Genomic DNA, 17941 nt, shown 5'->3' on the forward strand with positions numbered 1-17941 from the left:
TAGTGCCGGCCGCTGGCCGGCAACCCGGACACGGTAGCGCCGGCCGCTGGCCGGCAACACAAAGGGAGCAGGACCGGAAACCCGCTGCGCAGGCAGCGGGTTTTCTTTTGCGTGGATGCCTTTCGCCGGAACCCCACCCACAAAAAAGGGACGGGGCACTTCGGCCCCGTCCCCGCAAGTACCGCCACCGGAGAAAACGGTCAGCTGCGTCGGGCGCAATACACCGCGCGCGGCGGCAGCTGGAGTTCATTGCCCTGCACCGTGCCCGCATCCGGGCCCGGCACCGCCACCTGCTGCCAGTCGCCTGGCGGCAGCGGATGGCTCACCGCCTCGGCCGACAGGTTGAAGGCCAGCAGGAGGGTTTCATCTGCAAGCATACGCTCGAACAGCAGCACAGGCTCGGCGCTTTCAAGAAATCTGATGCTGCCGTGCAGGAGGGCCGGCTGGGTATGCCGCCAGCCCAGAAAGGCGCGGAACGCCGCCAGCACCGAATGCGGGTCGCGCTCCTGCACGGCGACCGCCGCGGCCCGGTGTTCGGCCGGGATCGGCAGCCAGGGCTGGCCGGTGGTGAAGCCGGCCAGCGGTGCATCGGTCCACGGCAGCGGGGTACGGCAGCCGTCACGGCCCTTGAAATTCGGCCAGAAGGTGATGCCATAGGGATCCTGCAGGGCCTCGAACGGCACCTCGGCCTCGGCCAGGCCCAGCTCCTCGCCCTGGTACAGGCAGACCGAACCGCGCAGCGAGCACAGCATCGCCACCAGCATCCGCGCCAGGCGCGGGTCGGCGGGGTGGCCGCCCCAGCGGCTGACCGCGCGCTCCACATCGTGGTTGGACACCGCCCAGCACGGCCAGCCTTCGGTCATTGCCGCTTCCAGGCGCGAGACCGTATCGCGGATGTAAGCGGCGCTGTAGTCGTCCACCAGCAGCTCGAAGCTGTAGCCCATGTGCAGGCGGCCATCGCGGGTGTACTCGGCCGTGGTCGCCAGTGAATCCTCCGAGGAGATCTCGCCCAGGCTGACCGCCCCCGGATACTGGTCGAGCAGTGCGCGCAGGCGCTCCAGGAACGGCAGGTTCTCCGGCTGGGTGTTGTTGTAGTAGTGGTACTGGTAGGCGTACGGGTTGTCCGGGCTGAAGCCGCGGCCCACCCGCTTGTCGGCGGGCTTGGCCGGGTTGTCGCGCAGCTGTGCGTCGTGGAAGCAGAAGTTGATCGCATCCAGGCGGAAGCCATCCACACCGCGGTCGAGCCAGAAGCGCACGTTGTCCAGGGTGGCCTGCTGCACGTCCGGGTGATGGAAGTTCAGGTCCGGCTGGTCGACCAGGAAGTTGTGCAGGTAGTACTGCTCACGGCGCGGCTCCCACTGCCAGGCGCAGCCGCCGAACAGCGACAGCCAGTTGTTGGGGGGCGTGCCGTCCTCGCGCGGGTCGGCCCAGACGTACCAGTCGGCCTTCGGGTTGCTGCGGTCCTGGCGGCTCTCGCGGAACCAGGCATGCTCGATCGAGGTGTGGCTCAGCACCTGGTCGATCATCACCTTCAGGCCCAGGCCGTGGGCCTTGGCCAACAGGCGGTCGAAGTCGTCCAGGCTGCCGAACAGCGGATCAACGTCGCGGTAATCGGCGATGTCGTAGCCGAAGTCGGCCATCGGCGACCTGAAGAACGGCGAGATCCAGATCGCATCCACGCCCAGCGCGGCAATGTGGTCCAGGCGCTGGATGATGCCGGGCAGATCGCCCACGCCATCGCCGTTGGCATCGAGGTAACTGCGCGGGTATATCTGATAGATGACGGCTCCGCGCCACCATGGATAGTGCGACATCGACAGCCCCCCTCCGGGCATGCGGGACCCGCCGGCAGCGGGCCGAAATCCTGATCCGGCAAGCTTAGCGGCGGGCTCCCGGGCATGGCGCAACCTGCATACGTATTCACGCGGAGGGCCGCGCAGGCCGGGCTGGAATTGCCGCGCGGGCCGGTTTGCGCCCGAATTCACGGCCAGCGCCTATAATCAGTGGTGAGCCTGAAAGCCTGATCGCATGACCATCACCGAAGACACCCGTCCCGCCCTGGGCCTGCCCCAGATCCAGTCGCTTGCCGCGGCCGACATGGCCGCCGTCGACGCCCTGATCCGGCGCCGGCTGTCCTCGGACGTCGTGCTGATCAACCAGATCGCCGACCACATCATTTCCGCCGGCGGCAAGCGCCTGCGCCCGATGCTGGTGATGCTGGCCGGCCATGCGGTCGGCCAGGCCGGGCCGGAACACCACCAGCTGGCGGCGATCATCGAATTCATCCATACCTCGACCCTGCTGCACGACGACGTGGTGGACGAATCCAGCCTGCGCCGCGGCCGCAGCACCGCCAACGCGCTGTGGGGCAACGCGCCCAGCGTGCTGGTCGGCGACTTCCTGTACTCGCGCAGCTTCCAGTTGATGGTCGAGCTGGAGCGCATGCCGGTGATGCAGATCCTGGCCGATGCCACCAACCGCATCGCCGAGGGTGAAGTGCTGCAGCTGCTGCACGTGCACAACCCGGATACCGACGAAGCCGCCTACCTGCGCGTGATCGAGCGCAAGACCGCGGTGCTGTTCGCCGCCGGCACCCGCCTGGGCGCGCTGGCCAGCGGCGTGGATGAGGCGACCCAGCAGGCCCTGTTCGACTACGGCATGCACCTGGGCTATGCGTTCCAGATTGCCGACGACGTGCTGGACTACTCGGCCAACGCCGAGGAGCTGGGCAAGAACCTGGGCGACGACCTCGCCGAGGGCAAGGCCACGCTGCCGCTGATCCACGCGATGGCCCACTCCGACGCCGCTACCCGCGAACGCCTGCGCACCATCGTGCAGGACGGCGACGCCTCGGCGATGCCGGAAGTGCTGGCCGCGATCCGTGCTACCGGCGGCCTGGAGTACAGCCGCGCGCGTGCCGAGGAATATGCCGAGGCCGCCGAGCGCGCGCTCGATGGCCTGGGCGACAACGATGCCGTGGCCGCCCTGCGTGGCCTGGCACGCTACGCGGTGCAGCGCTCGCATTGATGTTTCCGTGCCGCCCCCTCGCATCGACCGCATTGTAGTGCCGGCCGCTGGCCGGCAACCTCCTGAGGCTGCCGATGCCACGGGAATGCCGGCCAGCGGCCGGCACTACCGCTGTACCGATCAGCGTTTCTCGAAACGCTCCTCGAAGAATTCATCCAGCGCCTTCCACGCGCGCTTCGCCGCCCGCTCGTTGTACTGGCACCCCGGCGGGCTGTTGGCATCGCGCTCGGCGAAGCAGTGCACCGCACCGCTGTAGTTGGTGAATTCCCAATCGACCTTGGCCGCATCCATTTCCTTCTGGAAACCAGCGATGTCCTCGGCGGTCACGCTCCTGTCGTCGGCGCCGTTGAGCACCAGCACCGACGGGTGGCTGCCACCGGCCTGCGCCGGCAGCGGCGAACCCAGCCCGCCGTGCAGACTGACCACACCGGCCAATGGCGCACCGGCGCGAGCCAGTTCAAGCACGGTGGTACCGCCGAAACAGAAGCCCACCGCACCGATCCGGCTGGCATCCAGCGGCACCTTGCCGGCCTGGGCCTTGAGCACGTTCACCGCTTCCAGCGCACGTGCGCGCAGCAGCGGCCGGTCGTTGCGCAGCTTGGTCGCCACCGGCCCGGCCTCGGCATCGGTCTTCGGCCGCACGCCCTTGCCGTAGACATCGGCCACCAGCACCACGTAGTCGTCGCCGGCCAGCTGCTTGGCCTTCTCAATGGCCGACTCGTTCACACCCTTCCAGTTCGGCACCATCACCAGGCCCGGACGCTTCCCGTGCTCGCCATCGTCATAGACCAGCACGCCACTGAAGGTCGTGCCCTGGTGTTTCCACTCCACCGGCTGGGTCTTCATTGCCGCCCACGCCGGCATCGCCGCCAGCCCCAGGACCACCGCCACACCGCATCGCCAACGATTCATGCGCCTGCTCCGCAAGAAAAAGGGGACGGAGGGGATTAAGCCGCATTTGCCCCTCCCGCGTCGCATTCTGCATTGGCGACGTGACGCAGGTGTGGTTGGATACGACTTAATCCCCTCCGTCCCCTTTTTTCCGCATGAACGTTGTTGACCGCTTTCTGTCTGGCCTGATCCGACGCCTGTCTGCCGACGATGCCCCGCAGTGGGCCCATGTGCAGGGCGCCAGCGCCGAAGACCTGCAGCGCCTGCGCGTGCAGTGGCCGCAGGTGCCGGACAGCCTGGTGGAACTGCTGTCGCGCGTGGATGGCACCCACTTCCGCGAGTACCCCGGCGGCGAGGTCTGCTTGCTGATGCTCGGCTCTGACGTTGAGGACGGCGGCTATCCGTACTACCTGCGCTCGATCGCACAGATCTTCGAGGACCAGCGGCAGTGGGACGACAGCATCCGTTCCATCTATGAAGAATGGCTGGATGACGAGCCGGAGATCCTCGGCAAGGGCATCGACGCCGATCTGCCGATGAGCCGCCGGCTGTGCTTCTCGCACTGCATGAACAATGGCGGCACCTCGATGCTGTACCTGGATTTCGATCCCGCACCGGGCGGTACGGTCGGCCAGGTGGTGCGCTACCTGCACGATCCGGACAGCTACGCGGTGATCGCGCCCAGCTTCGATGCCTACCTGCAGCAGCTGATTGACGGCGATTACGCGTTCATCGACGAAGACGAATGAAGGCAGCCGAGCGTGGGCTCGGCGCTACAGTGGAGCCACGCCATGCGCGGATGAGTTTCTCCGCAGGTTGCCGGCCAGCGGCCGGCACTACCCGCGTTCGATCCAGTGCAACGTGCCCGGCTCGAATGCCAGCAGATCCGACGCCGCCAGGTGCGCGCGCGGCCAGTGGCGTTCCGGCGGCTTCGGCTGCCGGGCCCCCACAGAACCGTCGTAGTCGCGTACCAGCAGGCCGATGCGCGCGGCCCCAGCCTGCAACAGCGCGTCGATACGCTGCAGCCACTGGCCGGCGTCGACCAGGGCGTCATCGCGACGTTCCTGCTGATCCCGTTCCTGTCGTGCCCGCTGCTCGGCCAGCGCACGGGCGATCTTCGCCGCGCTCCAGCCCTTCTTCCGCCAGCGTTCGGCATCGCCGTTCCACTCCCGCTCGCCATGCAACGTGGCCAGCGCCGTACCGCAATCGCAGTGGCCCGCGCTCAGCCAGGGCTGCCAGCCGGGACCGGTGGCCGCCAGCAGGCTGGGCGAATCCTGCGCAAACAGGCGCCGTCCGCTGCGCTCCATGATCGCGGCGGCTTCAACGTGCGAGAACAATGCGGGCAGGAACAGGGTGATGAAGGTACACATGCGGGCTTCTCGATCCGTCCTGGAAGGGCCCATGGTAGATCCACGCCGTGCGTGGATGGGGGGCAGAGCCCTTTCCTGCGGAAAGGGATCCGCCCCCGATCCGGCGGATCAGGCGATGCCCAACCCCGGGATCGCACTGATGCTGTCCGGATCGAATCCAGCCAGCGCGGCGAAATGACGTCCGCGCGCCACGTAGTCGCGGTAGGCCCCGAAGCTCGGCGCGCCCGGTGACAGCAGCACGACCCCGCCCTGCTCGCCCAGCGCAGTACGTGCCAGCGCCATCGCCTCGGCAAGATCGCCCGCCGCGTGCAGGCCGAAGCGACCGGCATCGGCCAGCGGCTGCAGCATCGCGTGGATGCGCGGGCCGTTGCTGCCCATGGTCACGATCTCCACCGGCGGCACATCGTGCGCCATGTGCTGCATGAAATCGGTCCAGTCCAGGCCACGGTCATGCCCGCCCACCAGCAGCGCGATGCGCTGGCCGGCGAAGCACTCCAGCGCAGCCAGGCTGGCATGCGGCGTGGTGCTGATCGAATCGTTGACGTAGGTCAGGCCATTCGCCACGCCGATGCGCTGCAGGCGGTTCGGCAGCGGGCGGAAATCCTGCACCGCCGGTGCCAGCGCCACCGCGTCCAGGCCCAGTGCCTCCAGCGCGGCCAGCACCGCGCACAGGTTGCCGCGGTTGTGGCGGCCCGGCAGCGGTGTGTTGCGGGTATCGAACACGGCCTGTTCGCCGCGATGCACGATGTCACCGCGCATGTGCCAGCCCTGCGGCTGGTTGAACCAGACCATCTCACTCTCGGGCAGCGACAGCGCAGCCAGGTGCGGATCGGCGGCATTGAGCACGGCAATGCGCGGTGCGGCTTCAGTCACCAGCCGCAACTTGTCCTCGATGTAACGCTGTTCGCTGCCGTGCCAGTCCAGGTGTTCCGGGAACAGGTTCAGCACCACCGCCACCTGCGGATGGGCGCCACTGCGTGCCACCTCACCGGTCTGGTAGCTGGACAGCTCCACCGCCCAGTACTCGGGCGCAGGCTGTGGATCCAGCACTTCCAGCAGCGGCAGGCCGATGTTGCCGACCAGGCCGGTGCGGTGGCCGGCCGCGCGCAGCAGGTGCGCGACCAGCGCGGTGGTGGTGCTCTTGCCCTTGGTACCGGTCACGCACACGGTATCGCGCACGATGCCATCAGCACCTGCATGCTCGGCAAACCACAGCGCGGTGCCACCGATGAAGGTGGTGCCCTGCTCCACTGCTTGCAGCGCGATCGGCTGATAGGGACTGATGCCGGGCGATTTGATCACCACGTCGAACGCCGCCAGCGCCTCGGCCGACGGCTCACCGCGAACGTCCAGCGCACCCTGCGTTTCCGCACGCGCCGCTTCGACCTCGGACGCCGGGCAGAACAGGCTCAATGCCAGCGTGGGCAGGCGCGCGCGCAGCACCGCAAACGCGGCACGGCCCTCACGGCCCCATCCCCACAGCGCAACGCGCTTTCCCTCAAGCTTCGAAATCTTCACGCACCCGTTCCCACAGCGCGGCCGGAACGCGGTGCTCGCCCTGCAGCTGCAGCAGCGGTGCCAGTTCCAGTTCGGCGGCATCCAGCTGCGGCTGGATCTCATTGCAGAAGCGCTTCACCAGCACGTCTTCCTTCCACTCCGGGCGCTGCGCCAGCGTCGCCATTGCCGCACGCGATTCGCGGCCTTCGCCCACGCACTCGAACGGCTTGTGGTCCTGGAATTCAAGCAGCGCATCAAAGCCACCGGCCTGCTCGGCATCGTCCAGCAGGTTGCGGCCGAAGATGCGCACCAGGCGCGTCTTGGGCATGAACGGAGCCAGCGCCAGGAACACGAAATGGCACTTCGGGCAGACACCGCACCAGCGGTTCACCGGACGCTCGCCGAGGATGTGGAAGTTGCGGTTGCAGCTGGAAAAATGCGCGTCGTAGAAGTCACTCTTGGCGAACTGGCGGGCCACCGCCAGCTCGGACATCGGGCGCAGCAGAGAGTAGTACTGCAGGTCGGCCGCCACGTACTTCTGCACATGGCTGCCGAACGCCTGCTCGCAGGCCCAGCCCTTGGACCACTGGTGATTCACTTCGCCGGTGCCTGGAATCTGGCTGCCGTAGCTGGCCGAGCGCTCGTTGGAGAACACGACCTGGTCCACGCCGTGCAGCAACGCGGCCAGCACCATGATCGCCGAATTCACCACCGTCACCGGGATATGGCCGTTCCAGGCGCCCTGGCGGTTCAGCTCGAACAGCTCCGGTGCCAGCGTGCGGCCCAGGTTCAATGTCGGCAGGCCGGTGCGCTCGGCGCACGCACGGATCAGCTGCGAGCCACCGATCCAGGTCACCGTCTCGTCCACGCCGGCACGGCGCAGCGCTTCGATGCTGACCAGCGAATCCTTGCCGCCGCCGATGGCCACCAGCGCGTGCGGCTGCAGGCCCAGCGCCGGCGCCTGCACGGCCTCGCCCTGCACCGGCAACCGGAAGCGGCCGCGCAGGTTCAGGCCGTTGCGGTAGGCGAATTCGCCCAGGCCGTTGAGGTAAATGGTCTCCACCAGCGCGGCGGTATCGGCATCGATGCTGTAGCTGTCGATGCTGACCGTATCCGGTACGCCGGCCTTGTAGTAGCTGACGCCGGCGATCAGGTGCAGCAGCTGCAGCGCGCGCTGCACCGCTGCCGCACGCGCCGGGTCCAGCACGAACGGGGCGCCGGGCACGGTGATGGTCTCCACCATCTCCGGGCCGTCATCGAAGGCGTAGACCAGCCGGGCCACGCCGGTATCCGCAGCGAAGTCGCAGCGGACGAAGCGGAAGCGGGAAACCTGGTGTTTGTCGAAAGCAGTCATGGTGTATCCGGTCAGGCACAGGCCCGCGCATGCGCGCGGGACGTGTCGGTGGGCGGGTGCAGGGTGCGGAAGGCAATCACTCGATCACGTCTTCGCGCGGCATCGCCCGCTGGTTGTAGGTGTTGGCCATCACATAGCCGTAGGCACCGGCATCGGCGATCAGCATCACGTCGTCCGGCGCAGTGGACACCGGCAGCTTGCGGCGCTTGCCGAACACATCGCTGGATTCGCAGATCGGCCCGACCACATCGAACGCCGCTTCGGCGTACCCCCCCTGCCGGCTGAGGTTCTCGATGTCATGCCAGGCGTCGTAAAGCGCCGGGCGCATCAACGTGTTCATGCCGGCATCCAGGCCCACGCGGCGCACGCCGTCCTTCTCCACCACCTGGGTGGCATGGGTCAGCAGCACGCCCGATTCGGCCACCAGGTAGCGACCCGGCTCGATCGCCAGGCGGAATGCCGGGTGCAGCGCCTTGACCTCGGCCAGGCCCTCGGCCCAGGCGTCCAGGTCGAACGGCTCGTCTTCGTCGCTGTACGGAATCGGCAGGCCGCCACCGATGTCGATGGTCTGCACGCTGCCGATGCGGCGGGCGAAACCGGCCAGCTCATCGCACATCAGGCGCCAGTGCTGCGCGGTTTCCACGCCGCTGCCCAGGTGTGCATGCAGGCCGACCACGCGGCTGCCCAGCTCGGTGGCCGCGCGAACGAACTCGTCCACGCGGGCGATCGGCAGGCCGAACTTGGAATCCTTGCCGCCGGTGCGGACCTTGGCATGGTGGCCTTCGCCCCGGCCCAGGTCGACGCGCAGCCACAGCTCGCGGTTGCGGAACAGGTCCGGCCAGCGCTGCAGCGCTTCCACGTTGTCGACGGTCACGGTCACGCCCAGGGCGAACGCCGCCTCGTACTCGCTGCGCGGGCAGAAGCTGGGAGTGAACAGCACGCGCCGCGGCGACAGCTCCGGCAGGTGCTGGAACACATGCTTGAGCTCGCCGTGCGACACGCACTCCAGGCCGAAGCCCTCCGCTTCCAGCAGCTGAAGGATGGCCGGGTGGCTGTTGGCCTTGATCGCGTAGTAGCGCTGGTCGATCGGCTTGATCGCGGCCAGCGCGCGGGCGCGGGCGCGCACCGTCGGCAGGTGGTAGACGTAGCGCGGCGTACCGGCATCGGCCAGCTGCAGCAGGTGCGCACGCTGGCCGCGCCACCACGGCGTGCCGCGCGGGCGCACGGTGCCGGCAATCTCGCGCCAGCGCGGGCCGAACACTTCGGTTTCTTCCACCGGCATCGCACCGCTGTCGATCAGCTCGGCATGCAGGATCGGCAGCAGGCCATCGGCATCGGCCTCGTCGATGACGAAGGTCAGGTTCAGGTCATTGGACGACTGCGAAATCATGTGCACGCGTTCGCGGCCGAACGTGGCCCACACGTCCGACAGCTTGTGCAGCAGCGAACGCATGCCACGGCCGACCAGGGTGATCGCCGCGCACGGCACGATCACCTTCACCTTGCAGATCTGCGACAGGTCGGCCGACAAGGCGGCCAGCACATCGGTGTTGACCAGGTTCTCGGACGGGTCCAGCGACACGGTGACGTTGGTTTCGGCCGAACCGATCAGGTCCACCGACAGGCCGTGCTTCTTGAACAGGTTGAACACATCGGCCAGGAAGCCGACCTGCTGCCACATGCCGATGCCTTCCATCGACACCAGCACGATGCCGTTGCGGCGGCTGATCGCCTTTACCCCGGGCACTGGAGCGGCGCTGCCGTCGATGCTGGTGCCCGGCAGTTCCGGGCGCTCGGTATCGAGGATGGCCATCGGCACGCCGGCGTCGCGGCACGGCTTGATCGAGCGCGGATGCAGCACCTTGGCGCCGGTGGTGGCGATTTCCTGCGCTTCGTAATAGTCCAGCCGGGTCAGCAGGCGCGCATCGGGCACGTCGCGCGGATTCGCACTGAACATGCCCGGCACATCGGTCCAGATCTCCACGCGGCTGGCGCCGAGCAGCGCGCCGAAGTACGCCGCCGAGGTATCCGAGCCACCGCGGCCGAGAATGGCGGTACCGCCGTCGGCATGCCGCGAAATGAAGCCCTGGGTGATCAGCAGGCGGGTCGGCTGCGCGCGGAAGCGCTGCATCCACTCCGCATCGGCACGCCACTGGCAGTTCACCGACAGTCGCTGCGACCACTCGCTCTGGTTCGGCTGCGGCGGCATTGCGTCCAGCCACTGGCGCGCGTCCATCCAGCCCATGTCCAGGCCCGAGGCGTGCAGATAGGCCGCGCCCAGGGTCGACGACAGCAGCTCACCCTGGCCCAGCACTTCGGCCTGCCAGGCGAGCGGACGGGTGGCCGCGCGCGCATCGTCGAGCAGGCCCTGCAGCGCCGCCAGGCGCTCGGCCAGCACCTCGCGGCCCAGGCCCAGCTCGGCCAGGAAGCCTTCATGGCGTTCGACCAGCGCTGCCACCCGGTCCCGGCTGTCGGGCGCACCATCGGCAATCGCGGTCAGTTCGTTGGTGACACCGGACAGCGCCGACACCACCACCAGCACGCGCGAGCCGGTCTCTTCCGCGCGTTTTTTCGCCAGCTTCCCGATCGTGTCCCAGCGGTGACGACGCGACACCGAGGTGCCGCCGAACTTCAGTACGATCCAACGATCGACAAGGGGGGAAGCTGACATGGATTGGCTATGTAGAATGTGGGGAAGCCGCCCTTGGGGGCGGAACCTTTGATTCTAAGCGCAATACCTCCGTAGATGGCCGTCCTTCGTTACCTGCAGCTCGATGTCTTCGCCCCCCGCCCCGGCACCGGCAATCCGCTGGGCGCGATCCTGGACGCCGACGCGCTCTCCAGCAGCCAGATGCAGGCCCTGGCCGCCTGGCTGAACCTGTCCGAGACCGTGTTCTTCCTGCGCCCCAGCGTGCCCGGCGCCGACTACCACATCCGCATCTTCACCCCGACCCGCGAGCTGGCGTTCGCCGGCCACCCGAGCGTCGGCGCGGCCTGGGCGGCGGTGACCTGCGAGCTGGCCCGACCGCGTGATGGCGCCCTGCTGCAGCAATGCGCGGCGGGACTGTTGCCGGTGCGGGTGAGCGGCCCGGCCGGGGCACTGGAAATCCAGCTGGCCAGCCCGCCGGCGCGGCAGCTGCCGACGGCCGCAGAGGGGGCACCTGAAGCACTGCTGGCACTGGCCGCCCGCGGGCACGTCCCCGAACTCTGGGACAACGGCGCACGCTGGTGGCTGCTGCCGCTGCGCGACGCCGCTGCTGTGCGCGGGCTGGCACCGGACATGGCTGCCCTGCGCGACTGGAGCCTGGCCACCGACGCCACCGGCGTGGCGGTGTTCGCCGACGAGGCCGGCAGCGGCCACGCCCGCGTGGTGCGCGCATTCTGCCCGGCCGATGCCGCCAGCGTGCCGGAAGATCCGGTCACCGGCAGCGCCAACGCGCTGATCGGCGCCTGGCTGCGGCAGCGCAATGCCCTGCCCGGCGTCGAGGGCCGCTACATTGCCAGCCAGGGCCGCGAAGTCGGCCGCGATGGCCGCGTACACGTCGAGGTGGATGCGCAGGGCACGGTCTGGATCGGCGGCCAGGTGCAGCCGGTCATCGACGGCCGCGTCCGCTGGTAGCGCACGAAAAAAAGGGGACGGAGGGAATTAAGTCGCTTATGGCACATGGGGCAAAAGCGACTTAATTCCCTCCGTCCCCTATTTGGTGCCCCGCGCTACGCTATGCCACCTGTTTACTGGAGTTCCTCCCCGATGACCACCCGCCGTTTCCTGCAGCTGGATGTGTTCTCCCCGCGCGCCGGTGCCGGCAATCCGCTGGCCGTGGTACTCGATGCCGAGGGCCTGGACGACGCCAGCATGCAGGCCATCGCGCGCTGGACGCGCCTGCCCGAAACCACCTTCGTGTTCCCGCCGCAGGCCGCCGGTGCCAGCTACCGGCTGCGCATGTTCAGCCCGCAGAAGGAAGTGCCGTTCGCCGGCCACCCCAGCGTCGGTACGGCGCATGCGGTGCTGCAGGCAGGCCTGGCCAAAGCCGTGGATGGCGTGCTGGTGCAGGACGGCATTGCCGGCGCCCTGCCCCTGCGCGTCAGCGGCGAGGGCGCGCAGCAGCGCATCGCCATCCGCACCCCGCGCGCGCAGCTGGCGGAGATCGCCGACGCCACCGACCCGCGCCTGCAGGCGGCGCTGAAGGACTGGCCGCTGGGCACGCTGCCGCCGGCGCGGATGCAGGGCGGACGCAGCTGGTGGCTGGTGCAGGTGGCCAATGAAGCGGCGTTGCGCGCTCTGCGCCCGGACTGGGACGCGGTGGCGGCGCTGGCCGAGTCCACCGACAGCATGGGCGTGTTCGCCTATGCCTTCAGCGAGGGCCGCGAGGGATTCGACCTGGCCGTGCGTGCCTTCGTCGGCAATGGCCGGCGCTTCGAGGACGCCGCCTCGGGTGCTGCCAATGCAGTGCTGGCCGCGTGGCTGGACCTGCGCCAGGCCCTGCCCCACGGCCGTGCACCGTTCGAAGTCAGCCAGGGCCGCGAGGTCGGCCACGATGCGCGCCTGACCCTGCGGGTCGATGAGGACGGCGAGGTCTGGTCGGGCGGCCAGGTGCAGACGGTGATTACCGGCACCCTTGATTGGTGATCGCGCTGGCGGCTGGTAGAGCCGAAGGCAGCGGCACGAGCCGCTGCCAACGTCGGACGCGACGGCCCGGAGGGTGGCGGCCAGGAAGGCCGCCATAACGCTGGCCGGCTGCTACATGGACCTCGGCATCATGCGGTTGCCGGCCAGCGACCGGCACTACCTCGGCTCAGCCCAGTTCGGCTTCCAGGCTGATCGGCACCGCACTGAGCGCCTTGGATACCGGGCAGTTCTGCTTGGCGTCATCGGCAATGGCGCGGAACTGCGCCGCGTCGATGCCGGGTACCACCGCTTTCACTTTCAGCCGGATCTGCGACAGCTGCGGGCCGCCTTCCAGCGACAGGTCGACCTTCGCCTCGGTGTCCAGCGAGGTCGGGGTGAAGCCGGCTTCGCCCAGCTTGGCCGACAGCGCCATGGTGAAGCAGCCCGCGTGCGCGGCGGCGATCAGCTCTTCCGGATTGGTACCCTTTTCGTCGCCAAAACGGCTGTTGAAGCCGTAGCGGGTCTTGTCCAGCAGCCCGCTCTGCGGCGTGCTCAACGCTCCCTTGCCCGACTTCAGATCGCCTTCCCAGTGCGCGGTGGCGTGTCGCGAGATTCCCATTGTGCTGCTCCTGCGTGGCGGTGATGAACGGTCACCCTCGCATGCCACGCGTTAGCCCTGCGTCGCTCCGCCGCAGGCCGGACGTCGTCCCCGCACCCGCACGTGGACACTTCCTCGCCAGCCCGGAGCGCATTTTTCCCTTGTTTTCAGTGGTTTCGCGCATCCGCTCGATGGACAGGGGCCGCTCACCGCGCGCGCCACTACGCCCCCATCCCCACCGCCGGCCATGTACTGAATCGGCCTGGATATGAAAAAACATGCACTTTCCGCGCTTCGGGCTATTGGCGGCGCCCCGGAGTTGCCCTACATTGCGCTTGCCGACGGGGTTCGGCGCCGACCAAACAACCAACCGTTCACGGAACAGGAAACCATGGCAAAGACCGCTAAGAAGGCTGCCCCGAAGAAGGCAGTGAAGAAAGTCGCGACGAAGGCAGCCGCCAAGCCGGCCGCTCCGAAGCCGATCAAGGAAGTGCTGACCAAGTCCGGCCTGGTTGCACACATCGCTGAAGCCTCCGGCGTCGTCGCCAAGGACGTCCGCGCTGTGCTGGCCTCGCTGGAAAGCGCCGTCGCCTCCTCCGTGCACAAGAAGGGCGCAGGCTCCTTCACCCTGCCGGGCCTGCTGAAGATCACCACCGTCAATGTGCCGGCCAAGCCGAAGCGCAAGGGCATCAACCCGTTCACCAAGGAAGAGCAGTGGTTCGCCGCCAAGCCGGCCACCACCAAGCTGAAGGTGCGTCCGCTGAAGAAGCTGAAGGACGCCGCGCTCTAAGCGCGCGCCCGACGCGGATTCCGACGGGACGGCTCTGGCCGTCCCGTTTTTTTTTGCGCGCGCCCTGCGGGGAATCCGCGCCATGCGCGGGACGTCGCCCCGGAGCAATCCGCAACACAGCGTTGCCGCACGCTGGGCGATCCCCGTTCAAGCCCGTCGCCATTGGCCGGGCGGCGCCCCGGCAGGCGCTGGAACGTACCGGGTGGAACACTGCGTGCAGCGGTGGCCGTCGCCGCCGGCCGTGGCCTTGCCTATGGTGGGCACATCCTCTACAGCTACGGCGAGCACATCCTCATGGCCAGCCCCTCCACCCGCTACCGGATCTCGGTGACCCCGATCGAAAAGGACGGGCTGCAGTGCACCGGGCGCTGCACCATCGAACTGGAACATCGCGCCAGCCGCGACCTGATGCGCCTGCTGGAAGCGGCCCCGCGTACCGCCGGCATCAGCGGCGACGAGCGCGCGACGCTGGTGATCGCCACCCAGCTGCTGCGCGACATCGTGCAGCGCCACGCCGGGACCGACGGCCACGCATTGGCGGCCATCGCCGCCCAGGTGCTGCCGGCGCTGGACGCGCTGGAGCAGCTGCCCTCCTCGCGCTGATCCCCGCCCAATCGGTACACTGCCGCGCCACGGTTGCCTCGGGGAGGAGGCAGGCATGCGCAGGGCCCTGTTCCAGATCATCCCGCTACTGATCGCCCCCTGGGTGCTGCCGGGCTGCTCGCGCCCGGCCGCCGAGCTAACCGGCGAACGCGCCCACGCGTCCGAGGACGTTGCGGCCACTGCGGCCACCGACCCGGCGCTTGGCCCGCAGGCGCCGGCGCTGCAGGCAAGCGACATCCCGCTGCTGGCTGCCGTCGACGACGGCGCAGAGCCGCCTTCGACGATGCTCAACCGCTACGTCGCCGCACTGCTCAACCGCGACCGCGCCGCCAGTGACGCCGCCTGGACGATTCCGCCCGGCGATCCACGGCGCGCCGACGACGCCGCGCTGCGGCAGCTGCAGGACCTGCGCACCCTGCGCCTGCACAGCGATCCCCCGATCGCGCGCGATGATCGGCAGCCACCGCAGCTGCTTGAGGTGCCGGTGCAGGTCCGCGCGGTCACCGCCAACGGCACCTTCCGCTTCAGCGGCTGGTACCGCGTGCAGCCCAGCAGCGATGGCAGTGCCTGGCAGATCCACTCGGCACAACTGCGCCCAACGCTGGACTGAACCGTTGCAGCAGCATGCACGCGCGATTCAGCCTGCGCGGCTACTCTTTGATCCACTCCATCCTGCTCACCGGTCACTGCCATGCGCCTGCGTTCCCTGATGACCCGCCTCGCGGCCTCCACCGTGCTGATCGCTGCGGCGATCGGCGCACAGGCCGCCCCTTCCATCTCCGGCCGCGAACTGTCGGTCGGCGCCAGCGATGTGCAGCAGTACCTGGACGGTAGCTTCCCGCGCACCCAGGACGCCCTCGGCGGCCTGATCGCGCTGACCATGAGCCACCCACAGCTGAGCCTGCCGGCCGGCGAACGGTTGAACCTGGGCATGGATGTGGCGCTGGCCACTGCCGGCGGCAGTCCGGCCAAACTGGGCTCGGTCAAGCTCAGCAGCGGCCTGCGCTATGACGCGCAGACCCAGGGCTTCCACCTGCAGCAACCGAGCGTGGACGATTTCACCCCGGCCAACCAGGGCGGCCGCCTCGACTCGCGCACCCGCAGCCTGCTCAACGCGTGGCTGAGCGACTACGCCCAGCGTGAGCCGATCTACAAGCTGGACCCGGCCGTGGCCGGCCTGCTCGGCGCGCTGCAGGTGCAGTCGGCCCAGGTGAAGAACGGCAAGCTGGTGGTCACGTTCAACCAGAACCTGGGCAACCTGGTGCCGTCAGGCGTACTGGGCAAGTAAGGTCGTACCGGGTCAATCAGGTAGTGCCGGGTCAATGAGGTAGTGCCGGCCGCTGGCCGGCAGCGCAGTGACTGCATCTGCCGGCCAGCGGCCGGCACTACCGGTACGCGTCAGGCGGCAAGCGCTTTCACCACCGCCTCGCTGAAGGCCGGAATGTCGTCCGGCTTGCGACTGGTGATGACGTTGCCGTCGACCACCACCTCGGCATCGCGCCATTTCGCACCCGCGTTCGCCAGATCCTGCTGCAGGGACGGCCAGGAGGTCAGCTCGCGGCCATCGGCCAGGCCGCTGTTGATCAGCAGCCACGGGCCATGGCAGATCGCCGCCACAGGCTTGCCGGCTTCATCCACCGAGCGGATGAAACCGAGCACGGCGTCATCGGTACGCAACGTGTCCGGATTGATGACGCCCCCAGGCAGCACCAGGGCATCGAAGCGCGCCGGATCCGCCTCATCCAGCGGAATGTCGACCGCGACAGCGTCGCCCCAGTTCTTCTCTTTCCAGCCCTTGATGGTCGCTTCCTTCGCGGGCGACACCACGCTGACCCGCGCGCCCTCCGCTTCCAGCAGCCGCTTGGGCTCGGTCAGCTCGGACTGCTCGAAGCCGTGGGTGGCCAGGATGGCGATCTGCTTGCCCTTCAATCGTTCTGCCATGGGTGCACTCCAGTTGGGGAGCGCACAGCGTGGACGAACCTGCCTTGCACGGCGGTGACCCTGCCGTGCACGGCAGGTGGAGAGCATCCGTGCCGGCCAGCGGTCGGCACCGCCGGAAAGGTCAGCGCTTGGGCTGCAGCATGGTGCCGGTGCACTTGGGCGAGCCGCAGCGGCACTCCCAGATCTTCTTCAGCTTGGCGGTGTGGCGCTCGGCCAGGGTGATGCCGTAGTTGTAGGTCAGTTCCTCGCCGGGCGTGATGTCGCGCAGCGCCTCGATGAACACCTTGTCGCCGCGGCTGTCGCCGTCCTCGTCTTCCTCGATCACGGCCTCGCAGTTCGGGTCGCAGCTATGGTTGATCCAGCGCGCATCGTTGCCCTTGTAGTTGGCATCGATCACCCAGTCATCGTTGAGGGTGAACAGGAAGGTATGGCCGCTTTCGACGTCGCCGCTGTCATCGGCATCAACGTCGCCGTGGCTGCGCAGCAGGCCCTTGTACTGGATCACGCGCTCGCCCTGCTTGATCGGGGCCACGGCGAACACGCCGTTGCCATGGATGGCGGACTTGCGGGCTTGGATCTTCTTCGGCATCGGCACGGGCTGTTTGCAGCGGATGGAACCTTGATTCTCGCCCATTCCGGGTGATTTGCGAAAATCACCCCGTTGGCGCAGGATTGCGGCCCGGCAACGGCCCCGGCGTGTCCTCCCCGCCCGGCCCCAGCGCCGGCTGAATGCCCGGGTTGGATGGTGGCGAATAAAAGCGTACAATTTCAGTCCGCTTTAAGAACCACTCGCATCCCCATGTTGCGCGTCACCAAGCTCACCGATTACGCCACCGTCGTGCTGACCGTGCTCGCCGCCCGTCCGGGCGAGGTGCTCAGCGCCACCGAGCTGGCCGAATTCACCGGCCTGGAGCCGCCCACCGTCAGCAAGGTCCTCAAGCCGCTGGCCCAGGCCGGCCTGGTCGAAGGCCTGCGCGGCGTCCGTGGTGGCTACCGGCTGACCCGCCCGGCGATCGAGATCTCGCTGTTCGAGGTGGTCGAAGCAATGGAAGGGCCGCTGGCCCTGACCGAATGCAGCCACGACCACCACCAGTGCGGCATGGCGCCCAAGTGCGGCGCGCGCAGCAGCTGGCGACTGATCAACGACGTGGTCTCCGAGGCCCTGCGCGATGTCACCCTCGCCCAGATCCTGCCCCCTCTTCCCCTTGCCGATGACGAACAGCGCCGCACCATCGCTGTCGATGTCGTCTCCTGATCCACA

The 17941-nt window shown here is 68.3% G+C and carries 18 protein-coding genes; 9 read left to right on the top strand and 9 right to left on the bottom strand.

All coding sequences use genetic code 11. The features are described 5' to 3' along the window. Nucleotides 1–200: 200 nt before the first annotated feature. The gene (locus AC5P9I_RS07470; protein WP_130768416.1) at nt 201–1814 is read right to left on the bottom strand and encodes an alpha-glucosidase family protein; all 1614 of its coding nucleotides are present in this window, start codon (nt 1812–1814) and stop codon (nt 201–203) included. 214 nt (nt 1815–2028) lie between these two features. Here AC5P9I_RS07470 and AC5P9I_RS07475 point away from each other — a divergent pair, with 214 nt between their 5' ends. Then, a complete protein-coding gene (locus AC5P9I_RS07475) occupies nt 2029–3027 on the top strand; it encodes a polyprenyl synthetase family protein (RefSeq protein ID WP_049467389.1) in 999 nt (332 codons plus the stop codon). Nucleotides 3028–3147: 120 nt separating this feature from the next. Here AC5P9I_RS07475 and AC5P9I_RS07480 read toward each other — a convergent pair whose 3' ends face one another. Further along, nucleotides 3148–3939 (bottom strand): dienelactone hydrolase family protein, encoded by a 792-nt coding sequence (locus AC5P9I_RS07480; protein ID WP_130768417.1) that lies wholly within the window; start codon nt 3937–3939, stop codon nt 3148–3150. Nucleotides 3940–4073: 134 nt separating this feature from the next. Here AC5P9I_RS07480 and AC5P9I_RS07485 point away from each other — a divergent pair, with 134 nt between their 5' ends. Then, nucleotides 4074–4667, top strand: coding sequence for an SMI1/KNR4 family protein (locus AC5P9I_RS07485; RefSeq protein WP_130768418.1), 594 nt, complete (start codon nt 4074–4076; stop codon nt 4665–4667). A gap of 87 nt (nt 4668–4754) precedes the next feature. Here the strand turns inward: AC5P9I_RS07485 and AC5P9I_RS07490 are convergent, their stop codons facing one another. The 4 genes from AC5P9I_RS07490 to AC5P9I_RS07505 all read right to left on the bottom strand — a co-directional run bounded on the left by AC5P9I_RS07490 (nt 4755) and on the right by AC5P9I_RS07505 (nt 10810). Next, nucleotides 4755–5288 carry a hypothetical protein gene (locus AC5P9I_RS07490; protein WP_130768419.1) on the bottom strand — a complete coding sequence of 178 codons (534 nt, stop codon included), beginning with the start codon at nt 5286–5288 and terminating at the stop codon, nt 4755–4757. 108 nt (nt 5289–5396) lie between these two features. Continuing rightward, on the bottom strand, nt 5397–6806 hold the full coding sequence (gene murD, locus AC5P9I_RS07495; protein WP_130768420.1) for a UDP-N-acetylmuramoyl-L-alanine--D-glutamate ligase: 1410 nt from the start codon (nt 6804–6806) through the stop codon (nt 5397–5399). Further along, nucleotides 6787–8139: a UDP-N-acetyl-alpha-D-muramoyl-L-alanyl-L-glutamate epimerase gene (gene murL, locus AC5P9I_RS07500; RefSeq protein WP_053462399.1), complete on the bottom strand. Its 1353-nt coding sequence runs from the start codon at nt 8137–8139 to the stop codon at nt 6787–6789. The genes murD and murL overlap by 20 nt, the downstream gene beginning before the upstream one ends. Nucleotides 8140–8215: 76 nt before the next feature. Continuing rightward, a complete protein-coding gene (locus AC5P9I_RS07505) occupies nt 8216–10810 on the bottom strand; it encodes a bifunctional aspartate kinase/diaminopimelate decarboxylase (protein ID WP_049467401.1) in 2595 nt (864 codons plus the stop codon). Between the two features lie 75 nt (nt 10811–10885). Here AC5P9I_RS07505 and AC5P9I_RS07510 point away from each other — a divergent pair, with 75 nt between their 5' ends. Then, on the top strand, nt 10886–11758 hold the full coding sequence (locus AC5P9I_RS07510; protein WP_049467403.1) for a PhzF family phenazine biosynthesis protein: 873 nt from the start codon (nt 10886–10888) through the stop codon (nt 11756–11758). A gap of 132 nt (nt 11759–11890) precedes the next feature. Continuing rightward, nucleotides 11891–12769, top strand: coding sequence for a PhzF family phenazine biosynthesis protein (locus AC5P9I_RS07515; RefSeq protein ID WP_130768421.1), 879 nt, complete (start codon nt 11891–11893; stop codon nt 12767–12769). A gap of 166 nt (nt 12770–12935) precedes the next feature. Here AC5P9I_RS07515 and AC5P9I_RS07520 read toward each other — a convergent pair whose 3' ends face one another. Beyond that, nucleotides 12936–13367: an OsmC family protein gene (locus tag AC5P9I_RS07520; protein ID WP_049467406.1), complete on the bottom strand. Its 432-nt coding sequence runs from the start codon at nt 13365–13367 to the stop codon at nt 12936–12938. 370 nt (nt 13368–13737) lie between these two features. On the opposite strand from AC5P9I_RS07520, the gene AC5P9I_RS07525 reads away from it, so the two are divergent. From AC5P9I_RS07525 to AC5P9I_RS07540, 4 genes are all read left to right on the top strand, one after another. Beyond that, nucleotides 13738–14136 (top strand): HU family DNA-binding protein, encoded by a 399-nt coding sequence (locus AC5P9I_RS07525; RefSeq protein WP_005408442.1) that lies wholly within the window; start codon nt 13738–13740, stop codon nt 14134–14136. Nucleotides 14137–14430: 294 nt separating this feature from the next. After that, on the top strand, nt 14431–14739 hold the full coding sequence (locus tag AC5P9I_RS07530) for a DUF3861 family protein (RefSeq protein WP_053462642.1): 309 nt from the start codon (nt 14431–14433) through the stop codon (nt 14737–14739). Nucleotides 14740–14794: 55 nt separating this feature from the next. Continuing rightward, entirely contained in the window at nt 14795–15349 is a 555-nt protein-coding gene (locus AC5P9I_RS07535; protein WP_130768422.1) for a hypothetical protein, read from the top strand. Nucleotides 15350–15430: 81 nt separating this feature from the next. Beyond that, nucleotides 15431–16027: a DUF1439 domain-containing protein gene (locus tag AC5P9I_RS07540; RefSeq protein WP_130768423.1), complete on the top strand. Its 597-nt coding sequence runs from the start codon at nt 15431–15433 to the stop codon at nt 16025–16027. A gap of 110 nt (nt 16028–16137) precedes the next feature. Here the strand turns inward: AC5P9I_RS07540 and AC5P9I_RS07545 are convergent, their stop codons facing one another. Next, nucleotides 16138–16680 (bottom strand): type 1 glutamine amidotransferase domain-containing protein, encoded by a 543-nt coding sequence (locus tag AC5P9I_RS07545; RefSeq protein WP_049467411.1) that lies wholly within the window; start codon nt 16678–16680, stop codon nt 16138–16140. A gap of 121 nt (nt 16681–16801) precedes the next feature. Further along, nucleotides 16802–17269, bottom strand: a complete 468-nt coding sequence (locus tag AC5P9I_RS07550) for an SET domain-containing protein (RefSeq protein ID WP_049467412.1) — start codon at nt 17267–17269, stop codon at nt 16802–16804. 210 nt (nt 17270–17479) lie between these two features. Here AC5P9I_RS07550 and AC5P9I_RS07555 point away from each other — a divergent pair, with 210 nt between their 5' ends. After that, complete coding sequence (locus AC5P9I_RS07555) at nt 17480–17935, top strand: SUF system Fe-S cluster assembly regulator (RefSeq protein ID WP_005408436.1); 456 nt, start codon at nt 17480–17482, stop codon at nt 17933–17935. Nucleotides 17936–17941 lie beyond the last annotated feature (6 nt).

Source organism: Stenotrophomonas sp. YJH_SMC_29 (assembly GCF_059371235.1).

What these genes read in the sequence shown, in the direction of transcription:
- AC5P9I_RS07475 (WP_049467389.1), top strand. Translation starts at nt 2,029, where the DNA reads ATGACCATCACCGAAGACACCCGTCCCGCCCTGGGCCTGCCCCAGATC.
- AC5P9I_RS07470 (WP_130768416.1), bottom strand. Translation starts at nt 1,814, where the DNA reads ATGTCGCACTATCCATGGTGGCGCGGAGCCGTCATCTATCAGATATAC.
- AC5P9I_RS07555 (WP_005408436.1), top strand. Translation starts at nt 17,480, where the DNA reads ATGTTGCGCGTCACCAAGCTCACCGATTACGCCACCGTCGTGCTGACC.
- AC5P9I_RS07515 (WP_130768421.1), top strand. Translation starts at nt 11,891, where the DNA reads ATGACCACCCGCCGTTTCCTGCAGCTGGATGTGTTCTCCCCGCGCGCC.
- AC5P9I_RS07545 (WP_049467411.1), bottom strand. Translation starts at nt 16,680, where the DNA reads ATGGCAGAACGATTGAAGGGCAAGCAGATCGCCATCCTGGCCACCCAC.
- AC5P9I_RS07490 (WP_130768419.1), bottom strand. Translation starts at nt 5,288, where the DNA reads ATGTGTACCTTCATCACCCTGTTCCTGCCCGCATTGTTCTCGCACGTT.
- AC5P9I_RS07480 (WP_130768417.1), bottom strand. Translation starts at nt 3,939, where the DNA reads ATGAATCGTTGGCGATGCGGTGTGGCGGTGGTCCTGGGGCTGGCGGCG.
- AC5P9I_RS07530 (WP_053462642.1), top strand. Translation starts at nt 14,431, where the DNA reads ATGGCCAGCCCCTCCACCCGCTACCGGATCTCGGTGACCCCGATCGAA.
- murL (WP_053462399.1), bottom strand. Translation starts at nt 8,139, where the DNA reads ATGACTGCTTTCGACAAACACCAGGTTTCCCGCTTCCGCTTCGTCCGC.
- AC5P9I_RS07525 (WP_005408442.1), top strand. Translation starts at nt 13,738, where the DNA reads ATGGCAAAGACCGCTAAGAAGGCTGCCCCGAAGAAGGCAGTGAAGAAA.
- AC5P9I_RS07505 (WP_049467401.1), bottom strand. Translation starts at nt 10,810, where the DNA reads ATGTCAGCTTCCCCCCTTGTCGATCGTTGGATCGTACTGAAGTTCGGC.
- AC5P9I_RS07510 (WP_049467403.1), top strand. Translation starts at nt 10,886, where the DNA reads ATGGCCGTCCTTCGTTACCTGCAGCTCGATGTCTTCGCCCCCCGCCCC.
- AC5P9I_RS07485 (WP_130768418.1), top strand. Translation starts at nt 4,074, where the DNA reads ATGAACGTTGTTGACCGCTTTCTGTCTGGCCTGATCCGACGCCTGTCT.
- AC5P9I_RS07520 (WP_049467406.1), bottom strand. Translation starts at nt 13,367, where the DNA reads ATGGGAATCTCGCGACACGCCACCGCGCACTGGGAAGGCGATCTGAAG.
- AC5P9I_RS07535 (WP_130768422.1), top strand. Translation starts at nt 14,795, where the DNA reads ATGCGCAGGGCCCTGTTCCAGATCATCCCGCTACTGATCGCCCCCTGG.
- AC5P9I_RS07550 (WP_049467412.1), bottom strand. Translation starts at nt 17,269, where the DNA reads ATGCCGAAGAAGATCCAAGCCCGCAAGTCCGCCATCCATGGCAACGGC.
- AC5P9I_RS07540 (WP_130768423.1), top strand. Translation starts at nt 15,431, where the DNA reads ATGCGCCTGCGTTCCCTGATGACCCGCCTCGCGGCCTCCACCGTGCTG.